Origin of the sequence: Hymenobacter siberiensis, from assembly GCF_018967865.2 — a bacterium.
GTDB classification, from domain to species: domain Bacteria; phylum Bacteroidota; class Bacteroidia; order Cytophagales; family Hymenobacteraceae; genus Hymenobacter; species Hymenobacter siberiensis.
Map to the genome: position 1 here is coordinate 118,190 of NZ_JAHLZY020000003.1, position 20,950 is coordinate 139,139.

Sequence of the window (20,950 nt, forward strand, 5' to 3'; positions counted from 1 at the left end):
GTTTCGTAAAATTTGATTGATAGACGAGTTTCTTAAACTCGACACCCACACAAAATAGTTGGTCCAGGCTTCGACGGGACTTGCCGGCTGGTTAGTTTAGCGGTTCAGGAAAAGGAGGGTTTCAATTTGCGAACAAAAATCATTCTAGCAAAAGTCGGGACACTTGGCCAGAATGGTTTAGCTGTACCAAGTACACTCCATTTGGTAAAGCCGTTAAATTCAGATTCAGCGTTCCATCAACTGATGGACGCGCGGGTGCTTTGTACACGCACCGCCCTACTACGTCGTGTATTTCGACAGTCGTTAGGCCGGTAAAGCTCCCCTGCACCCGAACGAGTCCAGTAGACGGATTTGGAGCCAATGACCAACTGGTGGGAGCGGCCCCAGCCGGCACCGTACTCAACGTCGACGATACCCGAACAGTGAAATCACGCACTTGTCCCAGTTCTTCCTGGCGGCGGCACGGGTCGGGAACCGTCGTGAGCCGAGTGTTGAAGGGCATGCCCCAGCAGGCGACGCGCAACCGCAGGGGCTGGTTGAGCAGCGTGGTCGCGGGCACCGTGATGATGCCGCGAAACGTACCCCCGATGAATCCGGTGGCCAACGAATTAAACAGCAACTCTTGCGGAGCCTCGAAGAGGCCGTTATCGTTCGCATCGAGCCACACAAAGCAAGCGGTCCCGCTGTAGTTGGAATCGGCAAAATAGAAGGAGGCGCTGGCCCCTGCCGTAAGTGCAATGGCGACCTGCGTGCAGGTCTCGTCCCGGTAACCGGGCGCATTCGCGGGTTGATGATAGGTGAAAACCGGCCCAATTTCCAAGGTGCCCATGCCATGTCCCACGCCCGTGGTGCCTGCCGTTGGGGAAGGCAAGCAGGATGCCGGCCGGGGGCCACTTGTCGAGGCGCTCACGGATACGTAACCGGAGCGGGTGGCCGTGTTGGTGCCGTATTGGTTGCCGGCCTGCAGGGTCACCGTGTAGGTACCCGGCGCGGCGTAGGTGTGCAACGGGTGTTGCAGGGTGGACGTGCCGCCGTCGCCAAACGACCACTGCCACCGATTGGGGGCGGCCACGCTCTGGTCCCGAAACTGCACCAGGGGGTTGCAGCTGGCCGGTTGGTCGGCGGCAAAAGCTGCCGTGGGGGCCACGGGGGGCGGCACGATGACCACCGTGTAATCCTCCACGGCGGCGTTTATAAATCCCGGGGTGCACGTGCTGGTGGGCACAAAACTCGTGACGCTGTGCATGATGGCCCGCAGCCGGGTGGCTCCAGCTTTGGCCGCGGCGGGAATGGTGATACTCACGCTTTGGGGGCTGAACTGGGGCTGCGAGCTCACTTGCTCGGAGGGACCGAACTCGCCGTCCTGATTGTAGTCAATCCACGCCTCCACGGCCACCCACGGGCCGGGACCCGAGAAAATCCACGGCAGCGACTCGGCCCGCACGGTGTAGCTCTGGCCGGCTTGCACCATCGCGTAGCGGGCCGTAAAATCGCGGTAGCCCACCCCAGGACCCCGAAAGTCGGTGTTGTCCAGGTTGGCGAATTGAAAGTGCGTGAAGTAGGCCGGGCCGGCGCTGCTGCTGCCCCCCCCGGCGGCGCAGTAGCTGGGGCAGGCGGTGGCCACGGCCACCCGCTGCCGAGCCGTGTCGCGCCCAAAAGCATTCTGCGCGACGAGTTGCACCTCGTACACCCCCGCCGTCAGGTAGAGATGAGCAGGAGGTGCCGCAGCCGTAGAAGTCGTTCCATCGCCAAAGTTCCAGTGGTAGCTGGTTGCCCCGCCCACCGAGGTATTGGCAAATGCCACCCGCACGGAATCACACAGGCGCTCGTAGTGCGCCGTAAAGGCCGAAGCAGGAGGCGCGGCATTCGGTACCACGACGAGGGAATAGTCTTCGGCCTGGCCGGCCTGCACGGGGCCACAGGCGCTAGTAGCAGTGCTGCCGGCAATGTCGGCCACGATGCGCAGCCGCAGGGCTTTGTTATAGACCAGAGCCCAAGCCGAGGAAATCGTGAGTGGCACGACCGGGCTGCGCACGGACAAGCCCTGGTAAAGTAACTCGGCTGCGCCACTAAACTGGCCGTCGTCGTTTAGGTCCAGGTACACGCGCACGTCGTGGGCGCTGGGGCCTGTGGTGAGCCGTAGCGTGTCGGGCCGGTCGGCGGTGAGTGTGGCACGCTGGGCGCAGCTGAAATCTTCGTAGCCGGCTTGTCCGTCGACTGAGGCATTATTTAGGCCGGCCAGGCGCACGCGGATAAGCCCAAACTGACAGCAGTAGGCCAGTGTGGCCGGTTGGCAACTACTGGTGCGCGGGCCATCGGTACGTACCCGCACGTAGGCTGGTCGGGTGAGCGAGTCGCAACCGCTGGGGTTGCACACGCGCAACGACACGGCATAGGTACCGGCCGCCGCGTAGGTATGGGTCGGGTGCTGTTGGGTGCTGGTCGTGCCGTCGCCAAATCGCCAGCGCCAGGCCACCGGCGTATTAAAGGAGTTGTCCCGAAGGGCGACCACGCCGGAGCACGTAATGGAATCGACCGCCGCGAAGTGCGCCACTGGGGCCGCGTTGCCGGCCATAATGCGCACCTGGTAGTCCTCGGTTTGGGAGTATTGGGGAGTCGAACAAGCCGTGGGGATGGGACTATTCGCGTAGTCAGCGGCAATGCGCAGTCGTAAGGCCTGATTGAGTATGGCCGTAGCGGGCACAGTGAAGTTAACCGTGTGAGTCCGGGCATTCAGGGAGTAAAGGATACGCTCACCAGCGGCAAACATCCCGTCATTATTGTAGTCCAGCCACGCAACTGCGTTTTCGGCCGCCGAGGTTCCGGTTTGCACGCGCAGGGTGTAGGTCGAACCTTGCAACAGGTTTGCTCGGCGCTGGCAACTGTAGTCGCGGTAGCCGTCGGCACTGCCGTTGGTGATTGTATCGAGATTGGCCAGCCGAACCCGGTAGATGCCCATGCCAAATTGGGTATTGGCTGATGAAGCCGAACCGGGAGTGCAGTTAACTGCTGGCGGACATTGGGCCTTCGATAATAATGATGTTAATAATAACAACGCAGGCCACAACAAGGCATTTTTCATCAATTCACTGCCTATTCAGGTGAAATATACCAATTCCCACACAGTGAAACTGTTTAGAAAGTCAAAGGACTCCCAAAAAAGCGTGAAATTTGAGATGTAACACTCCTTTTTTCGCATTTTAATGTAAGTCCTGTCCAAAGCTATGATTCGCCAATGGATTCTGCCCGCGCTCCCGTTCTCGACCCACGGCCGCCCCTCGGTCGTGGAGCCGGTTGAGTTGGTAGAAGTCATTCTCTACAAGCTCAACAGCGGCTGTCAGTGGCGCTTATTGCCGGTCAAACAGTTTTTTACGGGCGCATCCCTGACCTGGCAGGGCGTATACGCCCGCTTTAATGCCTGGCGCAAGGACGGGTCCTGGCAAGCGGTGTGGCTCCGTTTGTTGCGCCAAAACGGGGCCCACCTCGACTGTTCCAGCGTCCAGCTGGACGGCAGCAACACGCCCGACAAGAACGGGGGGAAGCCGTCGGCTACCAGGGCCGCAAAAAAGCCCGCACCACCACGACCCTCTTCCTAGCCGACAACCGGGGCCAGCCCCTGGCCTGCGCCAGCCCGCAGGCGGACAACCACCACGATTGACGCGAGATTCCTCGCCTGCGCTCGGAATGACGTTCTTTACTATTTTCGGGCACTTTCTAACTCAACTTTGGCAGGTTGAGCTAATTGGGGCTTCCAGGATGTAGGGGCGGGGACAAGCCCTACCGGGTACGACCCCGCCCCTACACCCAACCGACAACCTGCCAAAGTAGAGTTAAAGCCCCCCCCCCCCGAAACGATGTTATGACAAGGCTAAAAAAGCCGTGATATCGCCGGTATGCGTTAGTGTGAGCTGGTGCATGGCCCGGGTGCAGGCCACGTAGAGCATGCTTTTATCGACCTCCGTTTTGTAATTGCGGGCGGAAACAAAGGGCAGAATAACCTCATCGAATTCCAGGCCCTTGGCCAGGTGAGCCGTGGTGATGATGACGCCTTCCTTGAAGGTGGTGGACTCGTCGGTGAGCAGGTAAATACCGGGCGCTTCCAGCGTCTGGTATACCTCTTCGGCCTGCCGCAGGGTTTTACAGATGATGCCCAGGGAATGATTTCCGGAGCTGAAAAAGGCCGTGAGCAACTGCCTAACGGCCTGAAATTCATCGTCTTTACTCGTGAAGCGCGCCACCACAGGCTCCTGCCCATGGCGCTCCAGGGGGATGATGTGGGGGTTGGGGGTGATGCGCTGCGCGAAGGCCGTAATCTCGACGGTAGAGCGGTAGCTGCGGTACAGCTTCACCACATCGGCCTGCGGGAATACGCGCTCGATGGTTTCGGCCGAGGAAGAGCTGTACGGGTTCACCGTCTGGCTGACATCGCCGAGAATAGTTTTGCGGCACAGGAATATGCGCGAAAGCACGGCATACTGCACGGGGGTGTAGTCCTGCATCTCGTCCACCAGCAAGTGCTTCACGTGGTCGTAGGTGCTGATGCCTTCCAGGCGCAGGCGCAGGTAGATGAGGGCAAAAACATCGGCGTATTCCAGGTGCAGGCGGTGGTCGATGTTGAATAGGTCGGGCTTGCCCAGCCAGCGGTAAAAATCCCGGTACAGGTCCAGCACCTGATGGAAGCGGAACATGCGGGGAATGGCCTCTCCAATTATGTTTTTTTCGTGCCCAGTGAGCTTGCGGCGGGTGGCATCGCGCACGTAGGCCCGTACTTCCTCGGCCACCAGCGCAAACCGTTTCAGGAGCGGCACCCGGTGGAAGGTCTTGAACTTGGCCAGCATAAACGGCAGGGGAACCAGGGTGCTGCCCACCCGCAGCTCCTTCACCGTAAAGTAGTTGTTCTCGACGTAGATAAGGTACTGGTTGAGCTGGCTGAGGAATTCAAACGACGACTTGAACCGGATACGCTCAATAAACGCCTGGTCGTGGTTGTCGAGCAGCGCGGAAACCTGCTCGAAAAAGGTCTGGAACGAGTAGCGGTGGTCGAGCAAATCGGCCGCCAGCTCTTCCATGCCCAGCTCGGGAATGTGCTCTTCGCCCAGCTCGGGCAGCACATTGGAGATATAGTCGGCGAACACCTTATTTGGCGAGATGATGAGCACGTCCTTCGCCCCAATGGTTTCGCGGTAGCGGTAGAGCAGGAACGCAATGCGGTGCAGAGCAATGGAGGTTTTGCCCGAGCCGGCCACGCCCTGAATGACCATCACCTGCGCGGTTTCGTTGCGAATCACCGCGTTCTGGTCGCGCTGAATGGTGGCCACGATGTTCTTCAGCTTGTCGTCGGAGGACTTGGCCAACTCGCGCTGCAGCACGTCGTCGTGAATGTTCACGTCGTTTTCGAGCATGAACTCCAGTCGGCCATCCCGGATTTTGTACTGCCGCTTCAGCTCAATGGTGCCCTGAATCATGCCCGAAGGCGTGGCGAAGGCGGCTTCGCCCAGCTCGAAGTCGTAAAACATGGACGAAACCGGCGCCCGCCAGTCGTAGATGAGGCTGCGGCGCTGCTCATCCATAAAGGAATACACCCCGATGTACACCGGCAGTTTAGCCTGCCCCTGGGGCACAAAGTCAATGCGGCCGAAGTAGGGCGACTGCCCCAGCTTGAGCAGCTTCCGTTTCCGGCCCACGGCTGCTTCGCCGGTAAAGGCCATGCGGTCAATGGACTGACCAGCAGACACCATGTCGGCATCGTCCATGCCGGACTGGTGCTCATGGATGTACTCCTTTTTCTCCCGCAGCTCGTCGGAAAACTGCCGGACGGAGCCATCTATCCGCCGAATGGCCAGCGTCAGCTTCTCCTTAATTACTTCCAGGTATTCTTTCTCTTCTTGTTGCGTTGCGTTCATCCCGACAGTGCTTGGAAATAGCCCGCAAAGGTGAGGTCAAATTTCGGTCCGGCGAATTTTGGGTATAACCTTTTCAATCAGCCCGGTATTTATATGGGGCTGCTGCTAGTACTTCGCCCGCATCAGGCGCCTTAAGGTTTGCTTAGAATGTAGCCGCAATGCTCGCGCCTGCGTTTAACCGGGGATGCCATTGAGGGATTTTCTTATGCATTAGCATGTGCCATTTGCCTGAGCTTGTGACCAGGGTAAGGGCAGCAGCGATTTTTGATTCACAATAACCTGAAGCGTTGCTGTTTAGTGATGCAGCGGCGCGCCACCAACGGCCTAACAAGATTCGACGACATTTCACGAAACCAGTATGATGCACATAACCAACGACAAGACCGACACCAAAACATTCGAAATGGGCGGAAAATGTCCCTTCGGCGGCGACCGCATCGGCGGCGCCGAAGGCGCTTCGCCCACCCTGTCCGACTGGTACCCCAACCGGCTGCGCGTGGAGCTGCTGCACCACAATGCCCCGGGTGCCAATCCGCTCGGTGAAGATTTCAACTATACCGAGGCATTCAACGCCATCGACCTGGAGGCGCTGAAGCAGGAAATCAAAGGCTTCCTGACTTCTTCGGTGGATTGGTGGCCGTCGGACTACGGCAACTACGGCCCGCAGATGGTTCGCATGGCCTGGCACTCGGCCGGTACCTACCGCATTGCCGACGGCCGCGGGGGTGCCGGGGAGGCGCTGCAGCGCTTCGCACCCATCAGCAGCTGGTGGGACAATGGCAACACCGACAAGTCGCGCCGCCTCATCTGGCCCATCAAGCAGAAATACGGCAGCGCCCTGTCCTGGGCCGACCTTATTGTGCTGACTGGTAACTGCGCGTTAGAAATCATGGGCTTCCCCACCTACGGTTTCGCCGGTGGCCGCCATGATGCCTGGGAGGCCGACGACGCCACTTATTGGGGCCCCGAGGTGTGGGACGGCAAGAAAGTAAACACGCCCGACAGCATGGTGTCGCGCGACAAGCGCTGGCGCGGCCAGAACGGCGATGCCGACTACGACCTCGAAAACCCGCTGGCAGCTTCCTTCCAATCCCTGATTTACGTGAATCCCGAAGGCCCCTACGGGAAGGGCGACCCGCTGGGCTCGGCCCATGATATTCGGATTACGTTCACTCGCATGGCCATGAACGACGAGGAAACCGTGGCCCTTATTGCCGGCGGCCACGCCTTCGGCAAGAGCCACGGCATGGTGCCAGCCGCCGAAATCGGGGCACAGCCCGAGATTGCGCCGATGGAGCAGATGGGCCTGGGCTGGCACAACCCCAAAGGTTCGGGCAATGCCGAAAACACGATGACCAACGGCATTGAGGGCAGCTGGACGCCAAACCCCACCCAGTGGGACAACGACTACCTCATCAACCTGTTCAAGTTTGAATGGGAGCAGACCAAGAGCCCGGCCGGTGCCCTGCAGTGGACCCCGGTTGACAAGAATGCGCCCAAAACGCCCGACGCGCACATCCCCGGCCAGATGAATGCCCTGATGATGATGACGACCGATATCGCCCTTAAGGAGGACCCCGAATACCGCAAGGTGTGCGAGAAATTCCTTAACGATTTCGACGCCTTCACCCAGGCCTTTTCCAAGGCCTGGTACAAGCTAACCCACCGCGATATGGGCCCGCGCGAGCGCTACCTCGGGGCCGAGAAGGTGAACGAGAACGACCTGCTCTGGCAGGACCCCATCCCGGTGGCCGACTACCCTGTAATCGAAGCAGCGGAAATCGCGGCGCTGAAGAAGTCGATTATGGCAGCGGGTATTTCCGGGTCTGATTTGGTGTACACCGCGTTTTCGGCCGCCGTCACGCACCGCAGCAGCGACAAGCGCGGCGGGGCCAATGGCGGGCGGCTCGCGCTGGCCCCGCAAAAAGATTGGGCGGTCAACCGCCGCACGGTGCCGGTTATTGCGGCCCTGCGCACGGTAATGGACGAATTTAACGGCCAGCAGCAGGGTGGCAAGAAAGTATCGCTCGCCGACCTCATCGTGCTGGGCGGCTGCGCCACGCTCGAGAAAGCAGCGGCCGATGCGGGCGTTGCAACCGAGGTGCCCTTCACGCCGGGCCGCCGCGACACCACGCAGGAACTCACCGACATTGAGATGTTTACGTGGCTCAAGCCCGTGGCCGATGGATTCCGCAACTACCTCGACAAGGGGTTTGGCGAAATTTCGCAGGACGTTTCTCCAGAAGAGATGTTCCTCGATAAGGCGCAGCTCCTCTCGCTCACCTCGCCGGAGTGGGTAGCGCTGACGGGCGGCTTGCGGGCCATGAACGCCAACCACGACGGCTCCCCCTACGGCATCTTTACCGACCGCGTGGGGGTGCTTACCAATGATTTCTTCACCGTACTCACAAGCACGGAATTCGATTGGAAGAAGGCGGACGCGAAGGGCATGACCTTCTCGCTCGACAACCGCGCGACGGGTGAAAGCCGCTTCGTGGCCACTCGGTCCGACCTCATCTTCGGCTCCAACGGCCAGTTGCGCGCCGTGGCGGAAGTGTACGCTGGCAGCGATGGTCACAAGCGCTTCGTGAAGGCCTTTGTGAAGGCGTGGGATAAGGTGATGATGCTCGACCGCTACGACGTGAAAGTTTAACGCCGACTCCACCGGAGATTATGAGGCCCTGTCTTTATTGAAAACGATGCCCTTTGCGTCGTTTTCAATAAAGACAGGGCCTCTTGCTCTTTGCTGCTTTCCCTGATGCAACTCAATTCCCGGCTACCGATGCTGGAACAATACGCCACACTCAGGAGAAACAATCAACTGAAATAATTAGCAATAACCTGTCTATCAGGTGTTTGTTGATTTAATATTCTTTGGTACCCGGTTGGCCTAGCAACCGGCATCACGGAATACTTTATGCGATTTTCTTTACCTGGCTCTTGCCTGGTCAGCGCCGCGCTAAGGTGCTTCTGCCTACTGCTTTGCCTGCTGGGCCTGAGTGCAACTGCCCGCGCCGCCAGCTACTACTGGGTGGGCAAAACCGGCGCCTGGACCGACATGAGCCACTGGGCCAGCACCAGCGGCGGAGCCGGCAATGCCTACGCTAACGTGCCGAAAAACACAGTTAGAGCAGTTTCGGTGTTACTGTACATGATATTCGCAATGGTCAAACCAGTTTTTGGCATCCTGGTCGGATATCCACGCGGCAGCCGCTATAATGGCCTGCTCAAGCGCGTCGCGGGTACGTGCTTTGAGGGGGCGCAACCAGGTTTTGAGCTTGCTGAAGGCCAGCTCAATTGGGTTGAAATCGGGCGAATAGGGCGGCAGGTAGCGCAGCCGCACGCCATATCCCCCCCCGATTTCGGCCAGGCCATCCACTTTATGCACCGACAGATTATCGAGGACCACCACGTCACCCCGCCGCAGGGTGGGGCCGAGCACCTGGTCGAGATAGGCGGCAAACACGTCGCCATTAACGGCTCCCTCGACGGTGAGCAGCGCCCCGAGGCCCTCAGGGGTGAGGGCGGCGATGAGCGTCCCGTTCGGACCGCCGTGCAGCGGCACGGCCTGGCCCAGACGCTGGCCGGCTGGGGCCCGGCCGTAGCGGCGGCAATAGGTCAGGTTCGTGCTCGTCTCACCTACGAAGACAAAACGAGTCACCTCTTCTTCCTGGATGGCTTCGATAAACAAGCGGCGCAAGGCGACGACGCGCGCGGTATCGCGTTCTGCGGCGTGGACGCTTTTTTTTGCGTCCCCAGCCCAGGCGTTCCACGGCCTGCCACACGGCCGTGCGCTGCAACGAGGGGCCGCCGGCCGCCACCAGCGCCTGCCCGATTTCGGCCAGCGTGGCATCGGGTTGCGCCCGCAGGCAGGCCAGCAGGCGCTCGTCGCCCGCCGCGTCCAGGCGCGGGACCGGGCCGGGATGACGGGGCAACTCGGCCACCGAGCCGCTCGTGCGTTGGCGGCGCAAGAGCTTGTCGGTGAACAATAGGGACACGCAAAAACGAGCCGCGACCTGGTATGTTTTGGCCCCCGGCTCGGCGCATGCCGCCGCCACGCGTTCCCGCAAATCTTGTGAATACGCTTTCATTTCCGAATATATGCCTAAAGCTAAAGCACGTACACTATCTTCGAAACCGCTCTAAGCAGTCCTCAGTTACCTGGAGCCCGCTGGGCCGAACCGGCTCATGCTGTCTGATACCGAGCCGGTTTCGAAGTAGTAGGGCAAGTGGACGGACAGGGGCGCACTGAAATGATACGCTCGTTTGCCATTCCGACCACTTTGGCACCCCTTTTCAGAACAAGGCCGGCCCGTACTTACTTTTAGCCCCGCCGGGAACGGGGCAGTGGCCTCCGCTGCTCTGCAACCCCGCCTTAAACGGCAGGGGCCACATCCGCTCGCTTTCGCTCAACGCTTCGCTCTTATGCACTCCCCCCTGATTTGGCTCCGCGTGGCCGCTACGATGGCCACGGCCTCCTGTTCCATGAAACTGGCGGCCGTGGCCGACAAAACCCCGGACCAAGTTCAGACTACCTACGTCGTGACCAAGGATGTGCCCTATGGGGCCGACAAGGAGCAGACCATGGACGTTTACCGCTCGGCCGACGGTGCGAAGCGCCACGCCAAAAACTACACCGTTGTTTTCCTGCATGGCGGAGGATATTACCTCAGCGACAAAGCCAGGGAAGAACGGTACATTCAGCCTTATTTGAAGAAAGGCGTCACCGTCGTTAACCTCAACTACCGGCTCAAGCGGGGCATTCCCGTGGCCTCGGAAGATTTAACGCTGGCCCTCAACTTCCTGGCGGCGCACCGTAGCGCCTACCCCCTGAACCTGGAGCGGGTTGTGCTGACGGGCTTTTCCGCTGGTGCCCACATCGCCAGCCTGGTGGCCGTGACCGCCAATGACCCCGCCTACCCGCACCCCCTCGTGCCAGGCATCCACATTGCCGGCGTGGTCAACTTTTCCGGCCCGGTGGGCGGGCTTGACGTCGTGGAGGCGGTTTTCATGAATCATCCGGTGCCCGTCATGAAAGAAATCGGTCTGGCGCTGTTCCCCGAAACCCTCGGGTACGCGCCAAAAGAAACAACCCGGCAATACGAACCCCTCACTTATCTGGACCCGCGCGACCCGCCCTTTTTTATCTGGCACGGGGGCCAGGATGACCAGGTACCGCCCGTTACGTTTACCCGCTTTGTGGACCAGCTCCAGCAGGACCGGAAAAAAAACACCGTGCTCTACGTGCCGGAGGGTCACCATAGCCCTTCCGCGAGCGAGCTGGAGGAGGCGTACCGGAAGATATTCCTGTTTTTAGATCAGAAGTAGAGCCGAAGAGAACTAATTGGGCCGTTTTCCGGAACCATTAAACGGCTATCGTGGTACGGACGCTACGCTTCAATACTGATTGGTCAGTGACGAGGACCAACCCTGCTCAAGCCGCTGTTATTACCCTTGTCGTTAGGGACACCTTGGGTATCTTTGGGCTGTTCGCAGCCCTCTTTGGGTTGCTTTTTTTCCGCAGCGCGTTTATCATACCCCTCCAAATGTGCGTAGGCGTTAAACGAAGGCCGAGAAGCTCCACGGGAGCAACTCGGCCCGAATAACAGTCCACCGCCCTATCTTCCCTGCGCTATGATAACGACCATTGGAACGACCCCGGAAGCCGCGCGCCTGCAGGTGTTGAGGCGCTACAATATTCTGGATACGCCGGAAGATGGCAGCATGAACCGCCTGGCCGGGCTGGCGGCCAAGGTTTTTAACATGCCCATAGCCCTCATTAGCCTGGTAGACGAGGACCGTATCTGGTTTAAGTCGCGCCACGGCCTGGACGCGGCGCAGATTGACCGGGGCGGAGGGCTGTGCGACTCAGCTATTCTTTCGCAGGAGGTTTAGATTGTGGAGGATGCCCGCCGCGACCCGCGTAACCTGGCCAACCCACTGGTAGCAGGCGAGTTTGGCCTACGGTTTTACGCCGCCGCCCCGCTACAGACCCACGACGGCCACATGCTGGGCACGTTTTGCCTCATCGACCAGAAGCAGCGCTACCTGACCGAGGGCCAGAAACTAATATTGCAGGACATGGCCGCTATTGCGATGGACGAGATTGAGCTACGCCTGGCCGCACGACTGGCGGCGCAGGAGAATGACCGGCAGCTGACCGAGTTAAAGCAGCAACTGGCCCGCAAGGCCTGAACCCGGCAAATAGTCTGCACCAAAAAGCGGCAGGTGCCAGGGGCTTAAGGCGAAGCAAAAAAGCCAGGGGCACCATTCGCCATCACATACTGCGAAGCCACTCGGAGGCAGTGGACAGGTCGGAAAACGACATAAAAATTATGCCGGCAGCGGTTTGTTCCACGGCCAGCTCGGCCGAAAGCTGGCTGTAGCGCTCGGCCGAATGCACCCACGAGAAGTAGCGGCAGCCAACCGCGTAGAGCTGCGGAAAAAATATGTCGCTCCCCCATTTGGCTGCATCGGCCCATAGGCCGGAAACGTGGGTGTTGTCATTCAGCACTTTGGCGCACCGCTCCTGCTGCAGTAGCTCAAGCACTTTGAGGGCGCCAGCCATCACGGACTCGTCATCGAGCTTGCCGGGCCAGTCGAGGTACAGCCAGTCGTCGGCGTAGCTGTAGGAGATGGTGAGGCTGGGGGTATCGTGAAGAATGCGCTGGGCCGACAGAAAATCACTAAGCGGGTATACGGCACCACCCACGCAGCATTGGGGCGAGGGGCAATGAGGTTTGTTAAGCAAAGATGCACACTGGTTGATGCACTGTGGCCAGTAACCCCCAGGAACTGGCAGCCAGCCGGTGCCAGTTCTGTGATTGCTGACTACTTATGACTGACTACCTGCTAAGCAGGTCCGCGCATTGCCGCGCAATCTCCAACTCTTCGGCCGTTGGAATAACCAGGATTTTTACCCGGCTTTCCGGCCGGTTCAACTCCCGTAGGCCGGGCAGGCGCTGCTGGTTTTTATCCTCGTCCAGGGTGAGCCCGAAAAACTCCATATTTTCACAGACCCGCGTGCGAACCAGCGCATCGTTTTCGCCTACGCCCGCCGTGAAAACAATGGCATCCAGTCCGTTGAGTACGGCTGCATAGGCCCCGATGTACTGACGAATGCGGTAGGCGTATACGTCGTAGGCCAGCGCGGCACGAGCATCGCCGGCGGCCAGCGCCGCGCCGATGTCGCGCATGTCGTTGGAGCCGGCCAGGCCCAGCATGCCGCTTTCCTTGTTGAGCAGGGTGTTCACTTGCTCCGTGGTGTAGCCCAGCGGCCCCAGCAGGTACAGCAGCACCGAAGGGTCGATATCCCCCGAGCGGGTGCCCATCACCAGGCCCGCCAACGGGCTGAAGCCCATGGTTGTATCTAGTGACTGCCCGCCCCGCACGGCGGCCATGCTGCACCCGTTGCCCAGGTGAATGGTGATGAGCCGGGCATCGGGCTTTTGGAGGTAAGCGGCAGCCTGCGCGGCCACGTACTGGTGGCTGGTGCCGTGAAAGCCGTACTTGCGGATGCGCTGCTCGGTGTAGAGGGCCGTGGGCAGAGCGTAGCGAAACGCGTGTTCGGGCAGGGTCTGGTGAAACGCCGTATCGAACACCGCTACTTGCCGGGCCTGCGCAAACACGCGCTCGGCCACCTCAATGCCCACATAGTTGGCCGGATTGTGCAGCGGGGCCAGCGCAAACAGCCGCTTGATTTCGACCTTCACCGCGGCCGTGATGCGCGTGGCTGCCGCGTAGGTTTCGCCCCCGTGCACCACCCGGTGGCCGACTATCGCAATGTCGGCCGGGTCTGCAATAATGCCGCCGGGCGCGGCCGTGAGCAGGCGCACCACTTCGTGCAGGCCCGCTTCGTGGTCGGCCAGCGGCAGGGTTAGCTTGGTTTCGGCCGGCGGGTTGGCGGGGGCCTGCAGGTCGAAAACCTGGTGGGTAATGGTGGCCTGCGCCGAGCCGACGCGCTCCACCAGTCCGCTGCACACGGGCCGCTCGGCCGGCCAGCGAAACAGCTGATACTTAATGGAGCTGCTGCCGGAATTGAGAACGAAAATGTTCACTATTAATCAATTATGAATTTGAAATCGCTGAGCAGTGCCACATCATGCTGAGCGAAGCATAACGTTTGAGTAATTGGGATTAGCTCGCATAATCAAATCAGCCCTGCTGGCTTTGAATGGCGGTAATAACAACGGTATTGAATACATCGTCCACGGTGCAGCCCCGGCTCAGGTCGTTCACCGGCTTGTTCAGGCCCTGCAGGACCGGGCCAATGGCCAGCGCGCCGGTTTCGCGCTGCACGGCTTTGTAGGTGTTGTTGCCGGTGTTCAAATCGGGGAAGATGAACACGCTGGCCTGACCGGCCACTTCCGAATCGGGTAGTTTCAGGCGGCCCACGAGCGGGTCTACGGCCGCGTCGTACTGAATGGGGCCTTCCACTTTCAGGTCGGGGCGGCGCTGGCGCACCAGCTCGGTGGCTTGGCGCACCTTCTCTACATCAGCCCCCGCGCCGGAGGTGCCCGACGAATACGAGAGCATGGCCACCCGGGGCTCGATGCCAAAGACCGCGCTGCTATCGGCCGAGGAAATGGCGATTTCGGCCAGCTGCTCGGCGGTGGGGTTGGGATTCACGGCGCAGTCGCCGAACACCGCCACGCGGTCGGGCAGGCACATGAAAAATACCGACGACACCACCGACACGCCGGGCTTGGTTTTGATGAACTGCAGCGCCGGCCGGATGGTGTGCTGCGTGGTGTGCACCGCCCCCGAAACCATGCCGTCGGCATCGCCCATATACACCATCATCGAGCCGAAGTACGACACGTCGCGCAGCAGGTCGCGGGCCATGTCGTGGTTCATACCCTTGTCCTTGCGCAGCTCGTAAAATGTCTCCACGTAGCCGGCGTACAGGGCCGAGTTCACCGGGTCGATGATGCGCAGGTGCTCGGGTGGCATGGTGAGGCCCAGACGCTTGATGGCGGCGGCCACCGTGGCCGGGTCACCCAGAATGGTGAGGTCCACCACGTTCTGGTGCAACAGCAGGGCGGCGGCCCGCAGAATGCGGTCGTCGTTGCCCTCGGGCAGCACGATGTGGCGGCGCGAGCGCCGGGCCCATTGCAGGAGCCGGTACTGGAACATGTGGGGCGTGAGCCCCTCGGACTGGAAGCTGACCAGCTTTTCCCGCAGCGCCGACACGTCCACGTAACGGTCGAAGGTGCTGATAGCCAGCTGAATTTTCCGGGGATTGTCGGGAGTGAGGCGCGAGCGGATGGCGCTCACCCGCGTGGTGGTTTCGAAGGTGCCAGTGGCTACGGCCAGAATGGGTACGGTATCGGGCAGGCCCTCCAGCAGCAACCGCACGGGCTCGTCGGGCTCCGTGCCGGTGGAGAGCACAATGCCCGCCACCTTGGGGTAATTGGCCGACAAATCCGCCTGCAGGGCGCACACGATGATGTCGCCCCGGTCGCCAGGCGTCACAATCAGCACATTCTCCTTGAGGTAGTTGAGGAAGTTGGGCACCTGCATAGCCCCAATCACGTAGTTATCGACCTGGTTGCCCAGGCCCGCCTCCCCAAACAGCAGCTTGCCCCCCAGCCCAGCCTGGATTTCGCGCATGGTCGGGTGCAGCAGGTTTGGGTAGTCGGGGATGATGGCGAGCAGCACTTCGGCCGGCAGCTGGTCGCGCAGCAGCGCCTGCACATCGGCCACCTGGGCCGGGGCAATGCGGTTGGCCACCACTTGCAGCACGGGCACCTCGCGGCTCTCAAAGTTGCGCAGCGTGGTGAGCACGGCGCTCACGACCTGGGCCGTGCTCTTGCCCTGCCCCGACACCACCAGGATAACGGGCACGCCCAGGTTTTTGGCAATCGAGACGTTGGCGTCGAACTCAAACGCCGTGCCCGGCCCCACGAAGTCGCTGCCCTCCACCACCGTGAAATCACAGGTGTCTTCCCAGTACTTAAACCGGCGAATCACGGTGTCAATCAGCTCGCCCTGCGCGCCGGTTTCCATTAGTGCCAGAGCCTCGGCGCGGGTGTAGGCATAGGTATCGGCTGCGGGCAACGGCAGCTTGAAGTAGCTGCTGATGGTGGCCAGGCGCGGGTCGGGCTCCTGGGCGGGGTCATAGTCGATGAGCGGCTTAAAGTAGCCCACCTGTCGCGTTTGGCCCAGCAGCATATTTACCAGCCCCAGCGTAATCAGCGATTTTCCGCTGTAGGGCTCGGCGGCGGCAATGAAAACAGCTTTCGTCATGCTTACCTAACGCAGTCCTGCCTGCATCCGTTGACCAATGGCTGAGCTTATGCTGTAACAACTGCATTTTTTAATTAGGTCATGCTATATTTTCCGCTCTCTGAACGCCCCCTCGCTGAGCGGCTTTGCGTCCAGGCGGTGAAGCTGGTAAAACACCGCCACGAAGAAGAGAAAGAAGATAAAGTCGTTGAGCCCGTAAACCGAGTAGAACACGCCGGCGAACAAGTCCCTGGCGTACACGGCGCCCACCTCGTGGGTCGTAATCCAACGGAACCAGACCACGGCGTACACCAGCTTTTCGACCACGAATGCGCCCACGGCCCACTTCACGTACTGGTAGCGGGTAGCCACGGCCAGAAAAACCAGCCCCCAGACGGCAATCATCAGCAAGCCAAAATTGGACATGACTACCGGGTCGGTTTCCGGAATAACCGCATTCGTGAAAGCCCGCGACAGGAACAGCACGGCCAGAATATTGACCAGTCCGGCGGCAATGAATCCGTTGCGGATAAAAGTATTACGCATGCTTGGTGGGTTCGTTTTCTCAGAAAGGAAGCCGACAATGGCATCGACACAGACGAGCAGCAGGCTCAATCCTGGCGGCTATACGGAAAACATGAACACGGGGGGCAGCGCGTCGCAGTCGCTCGCCAACGGCCGACTGCGCAAGTCCTGAAAGAAATAGTTTTGAAGCAGACGCCGACAGTGCGGCCAGCTTGCCGGGCCTTTTGCCGGTTTGGTACCGAACTCCCTCCCGCAAAGGGACGGATTTACCTACAAGGCTTCAACGCAGCTCTTACCCGAACTTCCGGCCAGCGCCTGGCAGCCTGGCGAACGGGGAAAAATTGGCCGCCGCCGCCGACACTTTGGTGTCCTTGCGGGCGGCGGCTAAAATTCGGGGTATGGCCGCGCGGGTCCTCAAATCTTAAGGGCCAGCTCCTCGGCGGCCAGGGCGGCAGCCGGCACCGGGTCCGAAACGTTTTCCGGAGCCACGCGCTGCAGCTCCAGCGGGCGGTGGGGCTGAATGGTGAGGGGCACCAGCTCCACGGCCACGTCGCTGGTGTCCAGGCCAAAGGCTTGCTGGTCGCTGATGGCCAGCTTGTTGAACAGGAAGTAGCCTTGCAGGATAATCCGTTCCTTCAACGACAGCTGGTTGTCGAAGCTGAGCACTTTGTCGAGCACCACGAAGCGGAAGTCGCCGGGCATGCGGTGCTTTTGCAGCGTGGCATAGCGCGAGGTGATGTCGATTTCGCCCTTGCCGGCCATGTCCTCCAGCACGCGCCGGAACAGCAGGTTGATGCGCGGCTGAATGCGGAAGCCCAGCTGGAAGTTGATTTTGTAGGCCACGTCGGGCACCAACGTTTCCAGGGTGTAGCGCATGCCGAAGGGCTCATTCAGCATGCTGATGTTGAGGAACCAGTACCGGTCGGCGCGCTTGGGTTTCTTACGCAGGATGGAGTAGAGAATGCGGGCCTCAATCTGGCGGGCGTTTTTGCTGCGCGTGAGGTACACCAGGTTCGAGGCGTACTTGCTCACGGTCTGGTCCTGGCTCAGTTCCTGCAAAATGGGCAAGTTTTCGGCCCAGTCGGTCATGTCGAGGTAGCGGTTCTTAATCTGGCGGCCCTTGTAGCCCATCCACATGCCCAGAATCAGGCCCCACTCGAAGACGAGGATGCCCAGCCGGTTGAGCAGCTTGGTGATGTTGGCGATGAGAAACGACAACTCCACCGTCAGAAACACCAGCATGATTAGGCCCACCACCGGGATGGCCCAGTGCTTCACGCCGCGCAGGTACTGCGAGAGCAAAATGCTGGTCATCAGCATGGCCACCGTGATGGAGAAGCCGTAGGCCGCCTCCATGTTGCTGCTGGTCTGGAACCAGAGCTGCACGCACACGCAGCCGAACCACAGCAGCCAGTTGATGCTCGGCACGTAAATCTGCCCGCGCTGGTCGGTAGGAAACAGGATGCGCACCTTGGGCCAGAAGTTCAAACTCACCGCTTCGGAAATCAGCGTGTACGAGCCCGAAATCAGGGCCTGCGAGGCGATGATGGTGGCCATGGTGGCGATGATAATCAGCGGAATCAGGCCCCAGGTGGGCGCAATCAGGAAGAAGGGATTCTGGGCGCTGCTCAGCACCTGGCCCATGTGGTCCATGGTCCAGGCGGCCTGGCCCAGGTAGTTGAGCACGAGGGCCGTTTTCACAAAGAGCCAGGCCGTCCGAATATTCTTACGCCCGCAGTGGCCCAGGTCTGAATACAGCGCCTCGGCGCCCGTGGTGCACAGAAACACCGCGCCCAGCAGCCAGAAACCCTTGGGGTACACCGTCAGCAGCTCGATGGCGTACCGCGGGTTCAGCGCCTGGAGAATGGCGGGGTGGTGGAAAATCTGAATCAGCCCCAGCGAGCCAATGGTGCTGAACCACACCAGCATGATGGGCCCGAACGAAGCCCCTACCACCTTGGTGCCAAACTGCTGAAACGCGAACAGCAGCGTGATAATGACCAGCACGATGGTGATAATAGTCGTTTCGGTCAACGTGGGGTCCAGCAGCCTCAGCCCCTCAATGGCCGACGACACCGAAATGGGCGGCGTGATGATGCCATCGGCCAGCAGCGTGCCCGCCCCGATGATGGCCGGCCATAGCAGCCACCGGCCCCGGTGCTTCACCAGCGAATAGAGCGAGAAAATGCCGCCCTCGCCGTGGTTATCGGCCTCCAGCGTGAGCAGGATGTACTTGATGCTGGTTTGGAGCGTGAGCGTCCAGAAAACGGCCGACACGCCGCCGTACACGAGCAGCTCGCTCACGGGCCGGTCGCCGAGAATGGACTTGAACACGTACAGCGGCGAGGTGCCGATGTCGCCGAAAATGATGCCGAGCGTAACCAGCAGGCCGGCCACCGTGATGCTGCGTTTGTGAATGCTGATTTCCGTGGGAAGCGCAGCCGTGAGCGTGGACATAACGAAAAGAGATTAGAAAGAATCGGGTGGCCGCTAGGCCACGGGCAAAGTGAAATAGAAGGTGCTGCCAGCACCGGGCGTGCTTTCCACGCCCAGCGTGCCGCCCTGGTTGGTGATGAATTCGCGGGAGATGCTCAGACCCAGGCCGGTACCAGCGGCCGCTTCCGGCCCCGCGCCGGGGCCCTGCGCAAACCGCTCGAAAATGCGCTGCTGGTGCTCCGGGGCAATGCCCGGGCCGTCGTCCTGCACCTGCACCCGCACCGCCTGGCCGTCGGGCTCGGCGGCGGCCGAAACGATAATCCGGCCACCCTCGGGCGAGTAGCGCACGGCGTTGGCCAGCAGATTGAGCAGCACCCAGGCCGACTTTTCCAGGTCGGCGCGCACCGGCGGCAGGTTGGGGGGCAGCTGCACGTCCAGCACCAGGTGCTTGGGGCGCAGCTGCAGCTGCAGGGGCTCGGTGGCGGCGGCCACCAGCGCGGCCAGCGCGGTGGGGCGCATGTCGAGGGCAATGGTGGCGCCTGCTTCCAGGCGGGCCACCGTCAGCAGCTCGCTCACCAGGAGCAGCAGGCGCTGGTTTTCCTGCCGCAGGCTGCTCACGATGTCGGCCTGCTCGGCATTGAGCGGCCCGATGCGCTGGTCGAGCAGCAGCTTGAGGTTGAAATTGCTGCTCGACAGCGGCGTTTTCAGCTCGTGTGAGATGGTGGCCAGGAAGTCGGACTTGGTCTGGTCCAGCTTCTTGAAGGCCGACACGTTGTGCAGCGCCAGGATGGAGCCGATGAACTCCATGCGGTCAGTGGCCGCGTTAAATGAAACGGCCTCGTGCAGGCCCACCTGGTAGAATACGGCCTCAGCCCCTTCTCCCACGGTGAGGGCCAGGGGCGTGCTGCCCCGCTGGGCGGCGGGCTGCTGCACGTAGGCCAGCAGCTGGCCAAACACCGGGTTGGCCTGCGCCAGCTCCTCGGCCGGCCGGGCCACCACCTCGGCCTCCGACAGCCCCAGCAGGGCACAGGCCACGGGGTTGGCCACAATCACCTGCCGGCTTTCATCGAGCAGCAGCAGGCCCTCTTTCAGCGTCTGCACGATGCTGGCCACCCGGTTGCGCTCGGTCAGCAGCTCGGCCAGGTTGGCCGTGCGGTACTCGTTGAGGTGCATCAGCAAACCATTAAAGGCCCGGGTCACACTGCCAAACTCGTCGGTACTTTCCTGTGGGATGCTGGCCGAAAAATTGCCCGCCGCCGCGTGGTCGATGCTGGCCGTGAGCTTGCGCAGGCCGCCCACGGCCGCTTCCGGCACGCTCAGCACCAGGGCCAGGGCTAGCAGCGCGCCCAGGGTCAGCAGGGTTACCAGAAAGCGGGTGGCGGCGGTGGCCGTGCGGTTGGCCTGCTCGTTTTTGCGGGTGAGGGCGGCCATGTTCAGGGCCACCATGTGGTGGGTGTGCCGACGCAGCTCGGCCACGGTGGCTGCCCGGGTGACCGGGGCATCCTCGTAGCGGCCCAGGGTCTGCACCATGCTGTCGACGAGCTGCTGCTCGCCGGGCTCCGTGATATTGCCGGCCTCGCGGGTAAGCGCCGTGCTGTAGCGGTTCAAGGCGGCTGGCGCGGCGGCTGGGGTGGCCAGCTCATCCAACGCCTGCAACATGCGCTGGCCCAGCTGCACCGAGTAGAAATTGTCCTGCAGAATAGCGCGCGAATTCCGGTCCAGCTGGTGCACGGTATCGAAGGCGTAGCCCCCCAGCCCGACCAGCAGGACCAGCATGGCCACGAATCCCCAGGTGATTTTTGCTTTGAGTGACATAAGGCGGCCGGCTAAGAGAATGGGAACACCCCAGGACTGCGCCG

15 protein-coding genes are annotated in these 20,950 nt (G+C 61.0%); 6 read left to right on the plus strand and 9 right to left on the minus strand.

The window, feature by feature from the left end; all coding sequences use genetic code 11:
• Positions 1-139 precede the first annotated feature (139 nt).
• Positions 140-2,959, minus strand: a complete 2,820-nt coding sequence (locus KQ659_RS21220) for a GEVED domain-containing protein (RefSeq protein WP_216690838.1) — start codon at positions 2,957-2,959, stop codon at positions 140-142.
• On the opposite strand from KQ659_RS21220, the gene KQ659_RS21225 reads away from it, so the two are divergent.
• The gene (locus KQ659_RS21225) at positions 2,958-3,182 is read left to right on the plus strand and encodes a hypothetical protein (RefSeq protein WP_216726985.1); all 225 of its coding nucleotides are present in this window, start codon (positions 2,958-2,960) and stop codon (positions 3,180-3,182) included. The two genes, KQ659_RS21220 and KQ659_RS21225, sit on opposite strands and share 2 nt — an antisense overlap.
• A gap of 42 nt (positions 3,183-3,224) precedes the next feature.
• On the plus strand, positions 3,225-3,596 hold the full coding sequence (locus KQ659_RS21230) for a transposase (RefSeq protein ID WP_216690839.1): 372 nt from the start codon (positions 3,225-3,227) through the stop codon (positions 3,594-3,596).
• A gap of 261 nt (positions 3,597-3,857) precedes the next feature.
• On the opposite strand, the gene KQ659_RS21235 is transcribed toward KQ659_RS21230, so the two are convergent.
• Complete coding sequence (locus KQ659_RS21235) at positions 3,858-5,903, minus strand: HelD family protein (RefSeq protein ID WP_216690840.1); 2,046 nt, start codon at positions 5,901-5,903, stop codon at positions 3,858-3,860.
• Positions 5,904-6,261: 358 nt separating this feature from the next.
• On the opposite strand from KQ659_RS21235, the gene katG reads away from it, so the two are divergent.
• A complete protein-coding gene (gene katG, locus KQ659_RS21240) occupies positions 6,262-8,556 on the plus strand; it encodes a catalase/peroxidase HPI (protein WP_226930187.1) in 2,295 nt (764 codons plus the stop codon).
• Positions 8,557-9,045: 489 nt separating this feature from the next.
• On the opposite strand, the gene KQ659_RS21245 is transcribed toward katG, so the two are convergent.
• A complete protein-coding gene (locus tag KQ659_RS21245) occupies positions 9,046-9,756 on the minus strand; it encodes an IS630 family transposase (RefSeq protein ID WP_226930190.1) in 711 nt (236 codons plus the stop codon).
• 572 nt (positions 9,757-10,328) lie between these two features.
• Here KQ659_RS21245 and KQ659_RS21250 point away from each other — a divergent pair.
• The 3 genes from KQ659_RS21250 to KQ659_RS21260 all read left to right on the plus strand — a co-directional run bounded on the left by KQ659_RS21250 (position 10,329) and on the right by KQ659_RS21260 (position 12,098).
• Positions 10,329-11,231: an alpha/beta hydrolase gene (locus KQ659_RS21250; RefSeq protein WP_216690842.1), complete on the plus strand. Its 903-nt coding sequence runs from the start codon at positions 10,329-10,331 to the stop codon at positions 11,229-11,231.
• A gap of 306 nt (positions 11,232-11,537) precedes the next feature.
• Positions 11,538-11,798: a hypothetical protein gene (locus tag KQ659_RS21255; RefSeq protein ID WP_226930192.1), complete on the plus strand. Its 261-nt coding sequence runs from the start codon at positions 11,538-11,540 to the stop codon at positions 11,796-11,798.
• Positions 11,799-11,801: 3 nt separating this feature from the next.
• A complete protein-coding gene (locus KQ659_RS21260) occupies positions 11,802-12,098 on the plus strand; it encodes a GAF domain-containing protein (protein ID WP_226930197.1) in 297 nt (98 codons plus the stop codon).
• Between the two features lie 82 nt (positions 12,099-12,180).
• Here KQ659_RS21260 and KQ659_RS21265 read toward each other — a convergent pair whose 3' ends face one another.
• From KQ659_RS21265 to KQ659_RS21655, 6 genes are all read right to left on the minus strand, one after another.
• A complete protein-coding gene (locus KQ659_RS21265; RefSeq protein WP_216690843.1) occupies positions 12,181-12,654 on the minus strand; it encodes a hypothetical protein in 474 nt (157 codons plus the stop codon).
• Between the two features lie 94 nt (positions 12,655-12,748).
• Positions 12,749-13,960: an acetate/propionate family kinase gene (locus tag KQ659_RS21270; RefSeq protein ID WP_216690844.1), complete on the minus strand. Its 1,212-nt coding sequence runs from the start codon at positions 13,958-13,960 to the stop codon at positions 12,749-12,751.
• Between the two features lie 97 nt (positions 13,961-14,057).
• Positions 14,058-16,151, minus strand: a complete 2,094-nt coding sequence (gene pta, locus KQ659_RS21275) for a phosphate acetyltransferase (protein WP_216690845.1) — start codon at positions 16,149-16,151, stop codon at positions 14,058-14,060.
• An 84-nt stretch (positions 16,152-16,235) separates the two neighbouring features.
• Positions 16,236-16,676 carry a hypothetical protein gene (locus KQ659_RS21280; RefSeq protein ID WP_216690846.1) on the minus strand — a complete coding sequence of 147 codons (441 nt, stop codon included), beginning with the start codon at positions 16,674-16,676 and terminating at the stop codon, positions 16,236-16,238.
• 393 nt (positions 16,677-17,069) lie between these two features.
• The gene (locus KQ659_RS21285; protein ID WP_216690847.1) at positions 17,070-19,112 is read right to left on the minus strand and encodes a KUP/HAK/KT family potassium transporter; all 2,043 of its coding nucleotides are present in this window, start codon (positions 19,110-19,112) and stop codon (positions 17,070-17,072) included.
• Between the two features lie 33 nt (positions 19,113-19,145).
• Complete coding sequence (locus tag KQ659_RS21655) at positions 19,146-20,906, minus strand: HAMP domain-containing sensor histidine kinase (protein ID WP_216690848.1); 1,761 nt, start codon at positions 20,904-20,906, stop codon at positions 19,146-19,148.
• Positions 20,907-20,950 lie beyond the last annotated feature (44 nt).